Raw genomic sequence first — 16267 nt, forward strand, 5'->3', positions numbered from 1 at the left:
GTGGGTGAGTTGTTTTCTGTTCTCCGGGTCGGGGGGTTTGGGGGGGGGGGGGGGGGGGGCCCGGGGCCCCCCCCCCCGCGCGGCGCCCCCCCCCCCCGCCCCCCCCGACGGCGGACCCACAGCAGACGTAGCCACCGCACTGCACGAAGGGGAAGCCATGACAGCGACGACCGACGGAAGCACCGGAGCGGCCACGCCCCGCGCAGCCTCGGCCAGCCAGCCCACCGAACCCGCCCATACCAGCACTTCCGTCGATCAGATCGACACGGTCGCCGCGCCGCCAAGCACCCGTGAGGCCGCCGCCCGCGCCATACAGCGCTCCACCGACTTCCTGCTCTCCCGCCAGGACGCCGAGGGCTGGTGGAAGGGCAACCTCGAGACCAATGTGACCATGGACGCCGAGGACCTCCTCCTGCGGCAGTTCCTGGGCATCCGCGACGAGGACACCACGCGCGCCGCCGCGCTCTTCATCCGCGGCGAGCAGCGCGACGACGGCACCTGGGCCACCTTCTTCGGCGGGCCCGGCGAACTTTCCACCACCATCGAGGCGTACGTCGCGCTCCGCCTGGCCGGCGACCGGCCCGACGAGCCGCACATGGCGAAGGCCGCCGGCTGGATCCGCGAGCAGGGCGGCATCGCCCGGGCCCGGGTCTTCACCCGGATCTGGCTCGCCCTGTTCGGCTGGTGGAGCTGGGACGACCTGCCCGAACTCCCGCCGGAGCTCATCTACTTCCCCAAGTGGGTCCCGCTCAACATCTACGACTTCGGCTGCTGGGCCCGGCAGACCATAGTGCCGCTCACCATCGTGTCCGCCAAGCGGCCCGTGCGGCCCGCGCCCTTCGCCCTGGACGAGCTGCACACCGACGCGCGCGACCCCAACCCCGCCAGGCCGCTCGCGCCCGCGGCCAGCTGGGAGGGCGTCTTCCAGCGGCTCGACAAGGCGCTGCACGTCTACCACAAGGTGGCGCCGCGCAAGCTGCGCAAGGCCGCGATGAACAGCGCGGCCCGCTGGATCATCGAACGCCAGGAGAACGACGGCTGCTGGGGCGGGATCCAGCCGCCCGCCGTCTACTCCGTCATCGCGCTGCACCTGGTCGGCTACGACCTGGAGCACCCCGTCCTGAAGGCCGGGCTCGCCTCGCTGGACCGGTTCGCCGTGTGGCGCGAGGACGGCGCGCGGATGATCGAGGCCTGCCAGTCGCCCGTGTGGGACACCTGTCTGGCGACCATCGCGCTCGCGGACGCCGGACTGCCCGCGGACCACCCGCAGTTGGTGAAGGCCGCCGACTGGATGATCAGCGAGCAGATCGTGCGGCCGGGGGACTGGTCGGTGCGCAGGCCCGAACTGGCCCCGGGCGGCTGGGCGTTCGAGTTCCACAACGACAACTACCCCGACATGGACGACACCGCGGAGGTCGCCCTCGCGCTGCGCCGGGTCGCGCACCCGGACCGGGCGCGCCTGGAGAACGCCATCGAGCGCGGGGTGCGCTGGAACCTCGGCATGCAGTCGAAGAACGGCGCCTGGGGCGCCTTCGACGTCGACAACACCAGCCCCTTCCCCAACCGGCTGCCGTTCTGCGACTTCGGCGAGGTCATCGACCCGCCGTCCGCCGACGTCACCGCGCACGTGGTGGAGATGCTCGCCGTCGAGGGCAGGACGCACGACCCGCGCACCCGGCGCGGCATCGAGTGGCTCCTCGCCGAACAGGAGCCCGAGGGCGGCTGGTTCGGGCGCTGGGGCGTCAACTACCTCTACGGCACGGGGTCGGTGGTGCCCGCGCTGATCACCGCGGGACTGCCCGCCTCGCACCCCGCGATCCGCCGGGCCGTCCGGTGGCTGGAGTCGGTGCAGAACGACGACGGCGGCTGGGGCGAGGACCTGCGCTCCTACCGCGACCGCGGCTGGGCCGGGCGCGGCACGTCGACCGCGTCGCAGACCGCGTGGGCGCTCCTCGCGCTGCTCTCGGCCGGCGATGGCGAGGCCAAGTCCGTGGAGCGGGGCATCGCCTGGCTCGCCGCGACGCAGCGCGAGGACGGCTCCTGGGACGAGCCGTACTTCACGGGCACCGGCTTCCCCTGGGACTTCTCCATCAACTACCACCTGTACCGGCAGGTGTTCCCGCTCACCGCCCTCGGCAGGTACATCAACGGAGAGCCCTTCGCCGGCGGCTCCGGCGCCCACGCCGGCAAGGGCAGCTGATGGACGGGACCCCGGCCCCGCGGCCGGGACCCGCGCCGCTGCTGATCGCCTGCGCGCTCGGCATCGAACGTCTCGCCCTGCGCACCGGCGACCGCAGCGGCGCGCCCGGAACCATGTCCGTGCTGCGCACCGGCATGGGCCCCAAGAACGCCGAGCGCGCCGTCACCGGAGCGCTCGGAAAGGAAACCCTGCGCGACGCGGCCGTTCTGGCCACCGGCTTCTGCGCCGGACTCGCCCCCGGCATGCACCCCGGCGACCTCGTCGTCGCCGCGGAGACCAGGGACGCGCGCGGCAGCACTTCTTGTACGGGAACCGGGCTGCTGGTCGAGGAGCTGGTGCGGGCCGTGCCCGGCCGCACCGTGCACACCGGACCGCTCACCGGCTCCGACCGCATCGTCCGCGGACCCGAGCGCGGCGCCCTCCTGGCCACCGGCGCGATCGCCGTGGACATGGAGTCCGCCGCCACGCTGCACAGCGCCGTACGCGCCGGACAGCGGCCCGTTGCGGCCGTCCGGGTGGTCGTGGATGCCCCACAGCACGAACTCGTCCGCATCGGCACGGTGCGCGGTGGAATATCAGCTTTCCGCGTTCTTCGTGCCGTGCTCCCCGCATTCTTTGAATGGCACCGTTCTTCGCTGCTCCCCCGGAGGTGAGCCAGATGGCCATGCCGCTTCGTCAGTCCATCAAGGTAGCTACGTATCTCTTTGAACAGAAGCTGCGCAAGCGCGACAAGTTTCCGCTGATCGTCGAATTGGAACCGCTCTTCGCCTGCAACCTGAAGTGCGAGGGATGCGGCAAGATCCAGCACCCGGCCGGGGTCCTCAAGCAGCGCATGCCGGTGGCGCAGGCCGTCGGTGCCGTTCTGGAGTCCGGCGCGCCGATGGTCTCCATCGCCGGCGGCGAACCGCTGATGCACCCTCAGATGGACGAGATCGTCCGGCAGTTGGTGGCGAAGAAGAAGTATGTCTTCCTCTGCACCAACGCCATGCTGTTGCGCAAGAAGATCGAGAAGTTCACCCCGTCACCGTACTTCGCGTTCGCCGTGCACATCGACGGCATGCGGGAGCGGCACGACGAGTCCGTCGCGAAGGAAGGTGTCTTCGACGAGGCGGTGGCGGCCATCAAGGAAGCCAAGAAGCGCGGTTTCCGGGTCACCACCAATTCGACCTTCTTCAACACGGACACGCCGCAGACCATCATCGAGGTCCTGAACTTCCTCAACGACGACCTGAAGGTCGACGAGATGATGCTGTCGCCCGCCTACGCCTACGAGAAGGCACCCGACCAGGAGCACTTCCTGGGCGTCGAGCAGACCCGCGAGCTCTTCAAGAAGGCGTTCGCGGGCGGCAACCGGCTTCGCTGGCGGCTCAACCACACGCCGCTCTTCCTGGACTTCCTGGAGGGCAAGGCCGACTTCCCGTGCACCGCGTGGGCGATCCCGAACTACTCGCTCTTCGGCTGGCAGCGCCCCTGCTACCTGATGAGCGACGGCTACGTCCCCACGTACCGCGAGCTCATCGAGGAGACCGACTGGGAGAAGTACGGCCGCGGCAAGGACCCGCGCTGCGCCAACTGCATGGCGCACTGCGGCTACGAACCGACCGCCGTCCTCGCCACCATGGGCTCCCTCAAGGAATCCATCCGCGCCGCCCGCGAGACGGTCTCGGGGAACCGCGGGTGACGTCATGAACGGGCCGACGAGGGCACTCCGGCAGGGGTGCCCTCCGTCGCCGTGAGCTGAGACAGACCAGAGAGGGGGCTCGAGCATGACCATTCTCGACACCATTCGGGGGCCGCGGGACCTGAAGAAGCTCTCCGGGGCCGAGCTCGACGAACTGGCGGGGGAGATCCGGGAGTTCCTGGTGCACGCGGTCGCCAGGACAGGGGGCCACCTCGGGCCCAACCTGGGGGTGGTGGAGCTCTCCATCGCCCTCCACCGGGTCTTCGAGTCGCCGGTCGACCGGCTCGTGTGGGACACCGGCCACCAGAGCTACGTACACAAGCTGCTCACCGGGCGGCAGGACTTCTCCAAGCTGCGCGGCAAGGGCGGCCTCTCCGGCTACCCCTCGCGCGAGGAGTCCGAGCACGACATCGTGGAGAACAGTCACGCCTCGACCGCGCTCGGCTGGGCGGACGGTCTCGCCAAGGCGCGGCAGGTCCTCGGCGAGCGCGGACACGTCGTCGCCGTCATCGGGGACGGGGCGCTCACCGGGGGCATGGCCTGGGAGGCGCTGAACAACATCGCGGCCGCGAAGAACCGGCCGCTGATCATCGTCGTGAACGACAACGAACGCTCGTACGCCCCCACCATCGGCGGCCTCGCCAACCACCTCGCCACGCTCCGCACCACGGACAGCTACGAGAGAGTCCTCGCCTGGGGGAAGGACATACTCCAGCGCACCCCCGTCGTCGGACAGCCGCTGTACGAGTCGCTGCACGGCGCCAAGAAGGGCTTCAAGGACGCCTTCGCGCCCCAGGGGATGTTCGAGGACCTGGGGCTCAAGTACGTCGGGCCGATCGACGGGCACGACGTCGGCGCCGTCGAGTCGGCGCTGCGACGTGCGAAACGCTTCCACGGCCCCGTGATCGTCCACTGCCTGACCGAGAAGGGCCGCGGCTACGAGCCCGCGCTCGCCGACGAGGCGGACCGCTTCCACACCGTCGGCGTCATGGACCCCCTCACCTGCGAGCCGCTCGCGCCCTCCAACGGCCCTTCCTGGACCTCCGTGTTCGGGGACGAGATCGTCCGCATCGGTGCCGAGCGCGACGACGTCGTCGCCATCACCGCGGCGATGCTGGGGCCGGTCGGCCTGACCGGGTTCGCGGAGGCCTACCCCGACCGGGTGTGGGACGTCGGCATCGCCGAGCAGCACGCCGCGGTGTCGGCCGCCGGACTCGCCACGGGCGGCCTGCACCCGGTCGTCGCGGTGTACGCCACCTTCCTCAACCGCGCCTTCGACCAGCTCCTGATGGACGTGGCGCTGCACCGGTGCGGCGTCACCTTCGTACTGGACCGCGCGGGCGTCACGGGCGTCGACGGCGCCTCCCACAACGGCATGTGGGACATGTCGATCCTCCAGGTCGTGCCGGGGCTGCGGATCGCCGCGCCGCGCGACGCCGACCAGCTCAGAGCCCAGCTGCGGGAAGCGGTCGTCGTGGACGACGCGCCGACCCTGATCCGCTTCCCCAAGGAGTCGGTGGGGCCGGCGATCCCCGCCGTCGACCGGGTCGGCGGCATGGACGTCCTGCTCCAGGAGCCAGAGCCGGACGTGCTGCTGGTCGCGGTCGGGGTGATGGCGCCGGTCTGTCTGCAGGCCGCCGGACTCCTCCGGGCGCGCGGGCTGCGCTGCACCGTCGTCGACCCGCGCTGGGTCAAGCCGGTCGACCCGGAGCTGCCCGGGCTCGCGGCGGGGCACCGCCTCGTCGCCGTCGTCGAGGACAACAGCCGCTCCGCCGGGGTCGGCGCCGCGGTCGCGCTCGCCCTCGGCGACGCCGAAGTGGACGTCCCCGTAAGGCGGTTCGGCATTCCCGAGCAGTTCCTCGCGCACGCCAAGCGGGGCGAGGTCCTCGCCGATCTCGGCCTCACCCCGGTCGAGATCGCGGGCCGGATCAGCGCCACGCTGGCGGCCAAGGAGAGCGCGCACAAGTACGGTCCCGGCAAGGAGCACAGCGTATGACCAAGGAGTTCGACCTCGGCAGACTCCTCGCCGAGCGGGGCGCGGAGCGGTACGAACTGCACGCCCGGCACCTCAACCACCAACTGCCCCGCATGCTGCACACCATCGGCTTCGACAAGGTCTACGAGCGGGCCGAGGGCGCCTACTTCTGGGACGCCGAGGGCAACGACTACCTCGACATGCTCGCCGGCTTCGGTGTGATGGGCCTCGGCCGGCACCACCCCGTCGTACGCAAGGCGCTGCACGACGTCCTCGACGCCTCCCTCGCCGACCTCACCCGCTTCGACTGCCAGCCGCTGCCCGGCCTGCTCGCCGAGCGGCTGCTCTCCCACAGCCCGCACCTGGACCGGGTGTTCTTCGGCAACAGCGGCACGGAGGCCGTCGAGACGGCGCTGAAGTTCGCCCGGTACGCGACCGGGAAGCCGCGGGTGCTCTACTGCACGCACGCCTTCCACGGTCTGACCACCGGCTCCCTCTCCGTCAACGGCGAGGACGGGTTCCGGGACGGCTTCGCGCCGCTGCTGCCCGACACGGCGGTGCCGCTCGGCGACCTGGACGCGCTGCGCCGGGAACTGGCGAAGGGCGACGTCGCCGGACTGATCGTCGAGCCCGTCCAGGGCAAGGGCGTGCACGAGAGCCCGCCCGGATATCTGCGCGCCGCCCAGGAGTTGCTGCACCGCCACAAGGCGCTGCTGATCGCCGACGAGGTGCAGACGGGACTCGGCAGGACCGGTGAGTTCTACGCGTACCAGCACGAGGACGGCGTCGAACCCGACCTGGTCTGTGTCGCCAAGGCGCTGTCGGGCGGCTATGTGCCGGTCGGCGCGACGCTCGGCAAGGACTGGATCTTCAAGAAGGTCTACTCGTCGATGGACCGGGTCCTCGTGCACTCGGCGAGCTTCGGGTCGAACGCGCAGGCCATGGCGGCCGGCCTCGCCGTCCTGTCGGTGATGGAGGACGAGAAGGTCGTCGAGAACGCCCGGGTGACCGGGGAGCTGTTCAGGTCCCGGCTCGCCGCCCTCGTCGACCGCTACGAGCTGCTGAGCGAGGTGCGCGGCCGCGGACTGATGGTCGGCATCGAGTTCGGGCGGCCCAAGTCGCTGAAGCTGCGCGGGCGTTGGACGATGCTGCAGGCCGCCCGCAAGGGGCTGTTCGCGCAGATGGTCGTCGTACCGCTGCTGCAGAAGCACCGCATCCTCACCCAGGTCTCCGGGGACCACATGGAGGTCATCAAGCTGATTCCGCCGCTGACCGTGGGGGAGCGGGAGGTGGACCGGTTCGTGACGGCCTTCACCGCCGTGATGGACGAGGCGCACAGTGGTGGCGGGCTGATGTGGGACTTCGGGAGGACACTGGTGAAGCAGGCGGTCGCGAACCGCTGAGCCCCGCCGCCTACGCGGGCTCCGGGTTTTGCCTCTGGGGCAAGAAAGTTGCCCGAGAGGCAAGGGTCTGGCTCAATCGGTGACATGAGCCCTGCCGAGCCCACCCGCGAGCCCGAGCCCCGGCCCGAGCCCGTGGCGCCCGCCGAAGCGCTGCCCGCCGTCGCGCCCCAGCTGCGCGAACTGCGCCGCCGCGCCTCCCTCACGCTGGAGGCGGCCGCCCGCACCGCCGGGCTCTCACCGGCCCATCTGTCGCGCCTGGAGACCGGGCAGCGCCAGCCGTCACTGCCGATGCTGCTCACGCTCGCACGTGTCTACGGTACGACCGTCTCGGAGCTCCTCGGCGAGACGGCCGCCGACCGGGACGCGGTCGTCCGCGCAGCCGACATGGAACCGACCCGGGCCGGCGGCTGGACCTACTGGCAGGCGGGCGCCTCGGGCCGCGGCATGCAGGCCCTGCGCGTGCACGTACCGCACGGCACGCAGGGCGACATCGTGCGCGTGCACCCCGGCGAGGAGTGGCTGTACGTCCTGAAGGGGCGGCTGCGGCTGCGCCTCGGCGACACCGCGCACACCCTCGCTCCGGGGGACAGCGCGCACTTCGACTCGCTGACCCCGCACCGGATCGCCGCCGCCGACCAGGGCGGCGCCGATCTCCTCTTCGTCCACACGTTGCTGCAGAGCCCCGCCACCGCGCTGTGCCTCGGCGGCCCCACTCAGGGAGAACCGACATGACGGAACCGGAACAGCAGGGGCCTGCCGCCCAGGAGCAGCCCGCCCGCAAGGTGATGCGCATGGAGGAGAAGTTCCCCCGGGCGCTCTGGATCCGCCTGATCATCTATGTGGCGGTGGGCCACGTCTTCGCGGCCTTCCTGTATCTGCTGTTCGAGCTGGGCGCGAAGAGCTAGGGCGTGTCTTTTGGACCGGTCCGGTCAGCCCGCGGCGTCTGGTGCGGTGGATCGCAAGGCGGAGCATCGCCCGCGGACTGGGTGTCCGTGGGTGATGCGACAACGCCGCGAGGCGCCGTGCCAGGCGTCGCGGGCCCGGGCTGATCCGAAAGACACGCCCTAGCTCAGTCGAGCAGGCGCTCGCGGAGGCGCTCGCGGGTCTCGGCGCTCAGCTCGAGGCCCACGGAGAGGTAGGTGTCCACGTCTCCCCAGGTCTGCTCGATCGTCTCGTAGGCCGCCGCCAGGTACTCGGCGCGGGCGTCGAAGAGCGGGTCGAGGAGCTCCATGACCTCGGGGGACATGGCGTCGGCGGAGCTGTCGGAGCGGTGCACCTTGTAGCGGCGGTGCTTCACGTTCGACTCGAGGTAGTCCGCCTCGATGGCGTCGCGCTCGACGCCGACGGCGAGAAGCGTGACGGCTATGGACAGGCCCGCGCGGTCCTTGCCCGCCGCGCAGTGCATCAGCGCGGGCACGCTGTCCTCGGCGAGCGCGTGCAGCACCTTGCTGTGCTCGGCGGTGCGCTCCTTGATGATCGTGCGGTACGCCGTCGCCATCCGTTCCGCGGCCCTGCCGCCGGAGAGGATCGAGCGCAGCTGGTCGAGGTCGCCGTCGCGCACCATCTTCCAGAACTCCGCGCCGTCGGCCGGGTCGGTCAGCGGCAGGTTCACGTTGCGCACGCCGGGCAGCTCGATGTCCGGGCCTTCGAGGCGCTGGTCGGCGGCGTTGCGGAAGTCGAAGACCGTGTGCAGGCCCAGCGAGGCGAGGAACTCGGCGTCCGCCGGGGTGGCGTGTGCGAGGTGACCGCTGCGGAAGAGGCGGCCCGGGCGGACGCGGCGGCCGTCCACCGTCGGCAGCCCGCCCACGTCACGGAAGTTGCGCACTCCGGCAAGCTGGGGCTCTGACAGCTCTGCCACCTCTGACAGATCTGTCGGCGGGACCTGCTGCGTCACGGGCTCTCCTCGGGCTCATCGGCCGGCGCGGCTCGCCGGTAGGGGCCCTTCGACGATACGACATGCGTTCCTGGGGCAATCACCCCTTCAGTCGAGGGGTTCGCCGGTCTCCAGGAGGGTCTTGAGGCTGGAGAGGATGGCCGGCCAGCCCTGGCTGCACATGGAGTGCAGGGTGCCGGCGGCGTCGAACTCGTGCGTGACGGTGAGCTTGACCTGGTCGCCGTGGGGTTCGAGGTCGAAGGTGACCCGCGAACGGCGCTCGCTCGCCAGCCGCGCGCGCAGCTCCTCGTCGATGCCGTTCGCCTGCGCCCACTGCGGGCTGAAGGTGTGCCAGGTGTACGCCAGCCGGCGGTGCGGTTCGTGGACCAGGACGACCTGCTCGGGGTCCTCGGTCGTGGCCCCCGTCTCGGTCCACGTCATCGGGGAGCCCGGCGCCCAGTCGGTGCCGAAGCTGACACCCCAGTACCGGTGGGTGAAGGCGGGGTCGGTCAGCGCCTGCCAGAGCCGCTCCGGGGTGGTGCGGATGTACGTCGTGTAGACGAACGTCTTGCTGTCCGTGCTGTCCGTGCTGTCCGTGCTGTCCGTGCTGTCCGTGCTGTCTGTGTTCTCCGTGTTGTTCATGGGTGGCTGCTCCAATGCTCTCTTCAGGTCCGCGAGGGCGTTGACCCGGCCGCGGTCGAACCGGCTGATCCATCGCTCGGCGATGGCGTTGATCGGTGCGGCGTTGAGGTAGTGCAGCTTCTCCCGCCCCTGCCGCACCGTGGTCACCAGCTGCGCGTCCTCCAGTACGGCCAGATGCTTGCTGACCGACTGGCGGGCCATGTCCAGGCCCGCGCACAGCTCGCGCAAGGTCTGGCCGTTGCGGTCCCGCAGCCGGTCGAGCAGCTGCCGCCGCACTGGGTCGGCCAGCGCCCTGAACGCCGAGTCCACCCTCCGTCACCCCCAATCATGCAGCCGAACGGCTGCATCTTCATGATTGGCAGCCCATTGGCTGCATGTCAACCGGAGAGGCGGGAGCGGGGTGGCAGGATGTGCGGACGAGCGCGTGCCCAGTGGGAATCCATGGATCGGGCGGGGGCCTGATGATCGAGACCGGCGCCGATGGCCGTACGTGGCTGCTCTCCGGACCCAGGAGCAGCTACGCCCTGCGGCTGACCGAACACGACGAACTGCTGCATCTGTACTGGGGCCCGCGGATCGCGCCGGCCGACGCGGAGGCGCTGGCCGCCGAGCCGCTGCCGGCCGAGCGGCCCTTCGAGTCGCGGCTCGACGGGCGCGAGGAGTACCCGGTGGAGGGCGGACCGCGCTTCGTGCCGCCCGCCCTCTCGGTACGCGGCGCCGGAGTGCGCGGCACCGAGTGGCGGTACGAGAACTCGGCGGCCCATGACGACGAGCTCCAGCTGCACTTCCTCGACTCCGTGCACCAGTTGCGGATCACGCTCATGTACCGGCTGCGCGGGGACGTCGTCGAGCGGCAGGCCGTCCTCGTGCATCAAGGGCGGTTCGGTACGCCCGACCTCGAGCTGCTGCGTGAGGACGCGGCGACCTGGACGCTGCCCCGGCGGGACCGCTGGCGCCTCTCGCAGCTGCACGGCCGGTGGGCGGCCGAGTCGCGGCTGACGCGCGCCGACCTGACGTACGGCGAAAAGGTCATCGGCAGCCGGCGCGGCCACACCGGCCACCACCACCTGCCCTGGGTCGCGCTCGACGCGGGTGACGCCACCGAGGAGAGCGGCGAGGTCTACAGCTGCGCGCTCGCCTGGTCCGGGTCGTGGCGCATCTCCGTGCACCAACTGCCGGACGGCACCGTGCAGATCACCGGCGGCAGCGGCCACGACGACTCCGGACAGCAGCTCCTCGCGCCGGGCACGGCCGTCGTGACGCCCGTCTTCGCGGGCCTGTGGACCGACCGCGGCTTCGGCGGCGCCAGCCGTGCCTGGCACGCCTACCAGCGCGCACACGTGATCCCGGACGCCGGCGCACCCCGCCCCGTCCTCTACAACTCCTGGGAAGCCACCGGTTTCGACATCTCGGAGGGGCAGCAGCGGACGCTCGCCCGGCGGGCCGCGGCGCTCGGTGTGGAGCTCTTCGTCGTCGACGACGCGTGGTTCGGCGAGCGGGTCAGCGACCGGGCGGGTCTCGGCGACTGGACTCCCAACCCGGACCGCTTCCCCGGCGGCCTCGCCCCCCTCGCCCGCGAGGTGCACGGACTCGGGATGCGGTTCGGCATCTGGGTGGAACCGGAGATGGTCAACCCCGACAGCGACCTCTACCGCGCGCACCCCGACTGGGTGCAGCACCAACGCGGCCGTACGCGCACGGAGTTCCGCAACCAGCTCGTCCTCGACCTCACGCGGGACGACGTACGCGCGTACCTGTGGCGACGGCTCGACGAACTCCTCTCCAGCGCCCCCATCGACTACGTGAAATGGGACTTCAACCGCTCCTTCACCGACGTCGGCCGACCCGGCGCGCCCTATCCCCAGAGTCTCTGGGCGGGTCACACGCACGCCCTGTACGACCTCCTTGACCGGCTCCGCGCGGCGCATCCCACCGTGGCCTTCGAGTCCTGCTCGGGCGGCGGCGGACGGATCGACCTCGGCATCCTCTCCCGCACCGACCAGGTGTGGACCTCCGACAACACCGACCCGCTGGACCGGCTGGCCATCCAGCACGGCTTCAGCCAGCTGCACCCCGCCCGCGTGATGGCCGCCTGGGTCACCGACAGCCCCAACACACAGCTGAACGGGCGGACCAGCTCGCTCTGCTTCCGCTTCGTGAGCGCCATGGCGGGCGTGCTCGGCGTCGGCGGCGACCTCACCCGGTGGACCGAGGGCGAGCTCGCCGAGGCGCGCGACTGGGTGGAGCTCTACAAGGAGATCAGGCCCGTGGTGCAGCTCGGCGACCTCTACCGACTGCGTCCGCCGGGGGACGGGCTGAGCGCCGTGCAGTACGTACGCGGAGACGAGTCCGTCGTCCTGGCCTGGCTGCGGGCGCAGGCGTACGGGGAGGAGCCGGCGCCGCTGCGACTGCGCGGGCTCGACTCCGGGGCGGCCTATTTCTGTCCGGACACGGGGGAGAGGTACCGGGGTGCCGTGCTGCTGAACCGCGGGCTGAGGACCGGGCTCAAGGGCGACCTCGACGCGGCGGTGTTCCGGCTGCGCCGGGTGTGACGCGCGACGAAAGACGGGTGACGTGCAACAAAAGATGGAACCTGCACTTATTCCGACTTGGACGAATCTTGACCGGTGGCTTATCTCACGCCCCGTCAACCCCTCCCTACGGTGGCGTAGGTCACTTAGAGAGGTGAAGGATGTGACGTCGTGAGCGCAGAGTCGACAACCTTCATCCACCACCCCAACAACAAGCGCGTATTCAACTCCTACGCAGCGGTCGGCGACAGCTTCACCGAAGGCGTGGGCGACCCGGGCCCCGACGGCACCTTCGTCGGCTGGGCCGACCGCCTCGCGGTCCTGCTGGACGACCGGGTACCCGAGCACACCTTCCGGTATGCCAACCTCGCCGTCCGCGGCAAGCTCCTCGACCAGATCGTCGAGGACCAGGTGCCGCGGGCCAAGGAGCTCGCTCCCGACCTGGTGACGTTCTGCGCCGGGGGCAACGACATCATCCGGCCGGGCACCGACCCCGACGAGGTCGCCGAACGGTTCGAGCGGGCCGTTGCCGACCTCACGTCGGCGGTCGGCACGGTCATGGTCACCACCGGCTTCGACACCCGTGGCGTCGCGTTGCTCAAGCACCTGCGGGGCAAGATCGCCACGTACAACATGCACGTCCGTGCCATCGCCGACCGGTACGGCTGCCCCGTGCTCGACCTGTGGTCCCTCAAGACCGTGCAGGACCGCCGGGCCTGGGACGGCGACCGGCTGCACCTCTCCGCCGAGGGCCACACGCGCGTGGCGCTGCGCGCCGGTCAGGTCCTGGGCCTCGACGTGCCCGCGGACCCCGACCAGGCGTGGCCCCCGATGCCGCCGCGCGGCACGCTCGAAGTGCGGCGCGACGACATCCACTGGGCGCGCGAGTACCTGGTGCCGTGGATCGGGCGGCGCATCCGGGGCGAGAGCTCCGGGGACCACGTGGAGGCGAAGGGTTTCCGCAACCTCGACACCCTCAAGTTGCAGATCGAGGCCGCGTCCTGAGCCGGTGAGTCGCTCGGCGAGCGACTCTGCGCATGCCGAAGGCGCCCTTCACGGGGCGCCTTCGCTGTTTTCGGCCGTGCGGCCGTGCGGGACCGGCGCGTTCGTCGAAGCGGCCGGTCGCCGCGGGCTGCCGTGCGATGGTGGAGACGCAGTCGTCCTTCCGCCTCGGTGGAGAGACGAGGCGGCTGCTGACGCCGGGAGACTTCCCCTTCGGCATGGGCCCCGTGGCCCCCGGCGCCGCTCTCCCACCCACGCCGATGGCGGGCCCGGCGCCTGCCCGAGGGGGCTCCCGATGACGTACGACGCCGACCGCGCCGACCGCGAGGACCGCGCCGACCTGCATGTGACCGACCTCCTCCTGGAGACCGACTCCCTGGAGGAGTTCCTCGCCTCGCTGGCCGCCCACGCGCTGGGCCGCACCGTCGCGGCGGACAGCTGCGGCATCACCATCAGCCGTGCGGGCCGGCACCTGACGGTGGCCAGCGCGGGCCGTGCGGCCAATGACCTGGACGAGAAGCAGTACGGAATCGACGACGGGCCCTGCCTCCAAGCCCTGCGCACCGGCGAAGAGGTCATGGTGGCGGACATGCTGGGCGAGCGGCGGTGGGGCCCCTACCCCGCCCACGCCGTCGCGTGCGGCACCCGCTCCTCGGTCTCGCTGCCCATCGCCGCCCACACCCACACCACCGGCGCGCTCAACCTCTACGCGCCCAAACCGGACGGCTTCACCGACGAGGACCTCGGCGGGCTGCGCGTGGTGGCCGGCCAGGCCACCGGGGCGATCGCCCTGGCGCAGCGCATCGCGGACGCCCAGAAGTTCGCCGACGAACTCGAGACGGCGATGCGTTCGCGCAGCGTCATCGACCAGGCGATCGGCGTCATCATGGGCCAGCAGCGCTGTGACGCCGAGAGGGCGTTCGGCATCCTGCGCGGCGCCTCGCAGAACCGCAACATCAAACTCCGCGACCTGTGCAGGGAACTCATCACCAGTCTCGGCGGCCGGCCGCCCGAGGAAGGCAGGCTGCGGCCCCGGCCCTGACCTGACCGGACGCGGCTGTCGGAACCGGAGCTGGACCGGTGAAGTGAACGTGCGGGAGTGACGCGGGCGCGGACGCGCGCGCCGGTGCTGTCGCCGTGGTGTTCGCCGCCCGCAGCGCCGCGGCCGAGGCCCTGCTGTCCGCCGCGCGCGCGGAATCAGGGGGGGGCGAGCCGTACCGGTACGAGACCAGGGGTGAGGAGACCGGGCTGATCGGCCATCGGGTCTCGCAGATGTTCTCCCTCACGATCCGGGACATCGAGAAGACGGGTGCCGTGGTGCGGGCGGTCGTGGACGCCCCCGGTGACGCGAGCCGCGTCCACGCGGTGGCCTTCGGCATCGCCGACCCCGATGCGCTGCGGGCACGGGCCCGCGAGGCGGCGTACCGGGAGACGGGGAAGAAGGCCGCGCGGTCCGCCGAGCTGACCGGCCACCGGCTGGGCCGGCCGGTCTCGGTGGACGAGAGCGCCGGCGGGCGGCCCGGCCCGCTGCCGGTGCCGGTGGCCGCGTTCGCGAAGGAGGACGTGCCGGTCGCGCCCGGGCGGATCCGGGACGAGGTGTCGGCGACGGCGGTGTACGAGCTCAGGTGACCGGGGCGGGCCCGCCCCTCGCGGTCGCTGGCCCGTCCGTCGCCCTCGCGCGCCCGCCCGCGCAGGAATCTCCCGGAGCCGGTGGACATAATGGGGAGGCCTATCCACCCCCCTCAGGAGGTCCCGTGTCCCGGTCCCTGATCCCCGGGCTGCGCTCGCTGCGGTCCGCTGCCTTCGGAGCGGATCCCGCGGGTGCCCGGCTGGCCCGGATCCGCAGATCGCCGAACTTCTCCGTGGCCGAGGGGTCCTTCCAGAACCCCGTGGGGGCGCGGACCCGGCCGTCCGGTTCGACCCTGGAGTTCGCCAAGGTCTACTTCCACAAGGAGCAGCGCGTCCGGCGCGGCCCGTCCGGCACGGTCCCGGTGCACGCCACGACCCTCGCCGACCTCGCCAAGCCACCGGTCACCGGCCTGCGGGTCACCTGGATGGGGCATTCCAGCGTCCTCGTCGAGATCGACGGGCGGCGGGTGCTCTTCGACCCGGTGTGGGGCGAGCGGTGTTCGCCGTACTCCTTCGCGGGGCCCAAGCGGCTGCACCCGGTGCCCGTGCCGCTGGAGGCGCTCGGCCCGGTCGACGTCGTGGTGATCTCGCACGACCACTACGACCACCTGGACATGCCCACGATCAAGGCGCTGGCCGGTACGGACACGGTGTTCGCGGTGCCGCTCGGCGTCGGCGCCCACCTGGAGCGGTGGGGCGTGCCGGCGGACCGGCTCCGCGAGCTGGATTGGCACGAGACGGCGAAGGTGGCCGGGCTGACCCTCACGGCCACCCCCGCACGGCACTTCTGCGGCCGGGGCCTGCGCAACCCGCAGCACACGCTGTGGGCGTCGTGGGCGGTGGCGGGACCGGAGCACCGCGTCTACCACAGCGGCGACACCGGCTACTTCCAGGGCTTCCGGGACATCGGGGCCGCGCACGGCCCCTTCGACGTCACGATGATCCAGATCGGCGCCTACAGCGAATTCTGGCCCGACATCCACATGACGCCCGAGGAAGGCGTGCGGGCGCACCTCGACCTCCAGGGCGGTGAGCCGCGCGGCGTGCTGCTGCCGATCCACTGGGGGACGTTCAACCTCGCCCCGCACCCCTGGTCGGAACCGGGCGAGGGCACGGTCGCCGCGGCGCGCCGCGCGGACGCCGCGGTCGCGCTGCCCTGCCCCGGCGAGCCCTTCGAGCCCGGCGGGTCCTCGCTGCCCGGCACGCTGTGGTGGCGAGGCGTCGCGGTCGAGCCGGACGGCGGCTGGCCGGGCGCGTCGACCATGGTCGTCCGCGCGATCGCAGGCCCCGAGCCGGACAGCGGGCAGCACGAGACGACGTCCGTCGGATAG

Annotated in this window: 14 protein-coding genes; 12 read left to right on the top strand and 2 right to left on the bottom strand. The window is 71.6% G+C overall.

The window, feature by feature from the left end; genetic code table 11:
• Nucleotides 1-157 precede the first annotated feature (157 nt).
• The 7 genes from shc to ACI2L3_RS31320 all read left to right on the top strand — a co-directional run bounded on the left by shc (nucleotide 158) and on the right by ACI2L3_RS31320 (nucleotide 8164).
• Nucleotides 158-2200 (top strand): squalene--hopene cyclase, encoded by a 2043-nt coding sequence (gene shc / locus ACI2L3_RS31290; protein ID WP_404755764.1) that lies wholly within the window; start codon nucleotides 158-160, stop codon nucleotides 2198-2200.
• Nucleotides 2200-2853 carry a 1-hydroxy-2-methyl-2-butenyl 4-diphosphate reductase gene (locus ACI2L3_RS31295; RefSeq protein WP_404755765.1) on the top strand — a complete coding sequence of 218 codons (654 nt, stop codon included), beginning with the start codon at nucleotides 2200-2202 and terminating at the stop codon, nucleotides 2851-2853. The genes shc and ACI2L3_RS31295 overlap by 1 nt, the downstream gene beginning before the upstream one ends.
• A 5-nt stretch (nucleotides 2854-2858) precedes the next feature.
• The gene (gene hpnH, locus ACI2L3_RS31300) at nucleotides 2859-3881 is read left to right on the top strand and encodes an adenosyl-hopene transferase HpnH (protein ID WP_404755766.1); all 1023 of its coding nucleotides are present in this window, start codon (nucleotides 2859-2861) and stop codon (nucleotides 3879-3881) included.
• A gap of 85 nt (nucleotides 3882-3966) precedes the next feature.
• Entirely contained in the window at nucleotides 3967-5877 is a 1911-nt protein-coding gene (dxs, locus tag ACI2L3_RS31305) for a 1-deoxy-D-xylulose-5-phosphate synthase (protein WP_404755767.1), read from the top strand.
• A complete protein-coding gene (locus ACI2L3_RS31310) occupies nucleotides 5874-7259 on the top strand; it encodes an aspartate aminotransferase family protein (protein ID WP_404755768.1) in 1386 nt (461 codons plus the stop codon). Before dxs ends, ACI2L3_RS31310 begins: the two co-directional genes overlap by 4 nt.
• Nucleotides 7260-7343: 84 nt before the next feature.
• A complete protein-coding gene (locus ACI2L3_RS31315; RefSeq protein WP_404755769.1) occupies nucleotides 7344-7991 on the top strand; it encodes a helix-turn-helix domain-containing protein in 648 nt (215 codons plus the stop codon).
• 59 nt (nucleotides 7992-8050) lie between these two features.
• Entirely contained in the window at nucleotides 8051-8164 is a 114-nt protein-coding gene (locus ACI2L3_RS31320; protein WP_404755867.1) for a DUF6126 family protein, read from the top strand.
• A gap of 164 nt (nucleotides 8165-8328) precedes the next feature.
• On the opposite strand, the gene ACI2L3_RS31325 is transcribed toward ACI2L3_RS31320, so the two are convergent.
• Both ACI2L3_RS31325 and ACI2L3_RS31330 read right to left on the bottom strand, forming a co-directional pair.
• Nucleotides 8329-9153, bottom strand: coding sequence for a tyrosine-protein phosphatase (locus tag ACI2L3_RS31325; RefSeq protein WP_404755770.1), 825 nt, complete (start codon nucleotides 9151-9153; stop codon nucleotides 8329-8331).
• A gap of 87 nt (nucleotides 9154-9240) precedes the next feature.
• Nucleotides 9241-10083: an ArsR/SmtB family transcription factor gene (locus ACI2L3_RS31330; protein WP_404755771.1), complete on the bottom strand. Its 843-nt coding sequence runs from the start codon at nucleotides 10081-10083 to the stop codon at nucleotides 9241-9243.
• A 152-nt stretch (nucleotides 10084-10235) separates the two neighbouring features.
• Between ACI2L3_RS31330 and ACI2L3_RS31335 the strand changes: the two genes are divergently transcribed.
• The 5 genes from ACI2L3_RS31335 to ACI2L3_RS31355 all read left to right on the top strand — a co-directional run bounded on the left by ACI2L3_RS31335 (nucleotide 10236) and on the right by ACI2L3_RS31355 (nucleotide 16267).
• Entirely contained in the window at nucleotides 10236-12326 is a 2091-nt protein-coding gene (locus ACI2L3_RS31335) for an alpha-galactosidase (RefSeq protein ID WP_404755772.1), read from the top strand.
• A gap of 150 nt (nucleotides 12327-12476) precedes the next feature.
• Nucleotides 12477-13310: an SGNH/GDSL hydrolase family protein gene (locus ACI2L3_RS31340; RefSeq protein ID WP_404755773.1), complete on the top strand. Its 834-nt coding sequence runs from the start codon at nucleotides 12477-12479 to the stop codon at nucleotides 13308-13310.
• 292 nt (nucleotides 13311-13602) lie between these two features.
• Complete coding sequence (locus ACI2L3_RS31345) at nucleotides 13603-14349, top strand: GAF and ANTAR domain-containing protein (RefSeq protein ID WP_404755774.1); 747 nt, start codon at nucleotides 13603-13605, stop codon at nucleotides 14347-14349.
• A gap of 95 nt (nucleotides 14350-14444) precedes the next feature.
• Complete coding sequence (locus ACI2L3_RS31350) at nucleotides 14445-14936, top strand: SIMPL domain-containing protein (RefSeq protein ID WP_404755775.1); 492 nt, start codon at nucleotides 14445-14447, stop codon at nucleotides 14934-14936.
• A 125-nt stretch (nucleotides 14937-15061) separates the two neighbouring features.
• A complete protein-coding gene (locus ACI2L3_RS31355) occupies nucleotides 15062-16267 on the top strand; it encodes an MBL fold metallo-hydrolase (protein WP_404755776.1) in 1206 nt (401 codons plus the stop codon).

The organism is Streptomyces sp. NPDC029674, from assembly GCF_044903205.1.
In the GTDB taxonomy this organism is placed as follows: domain Bacteria; phylum Actinomycetota; class Actinomycetes; order Streptomycetales; family Streptomycetaceae; genus Streptomyces.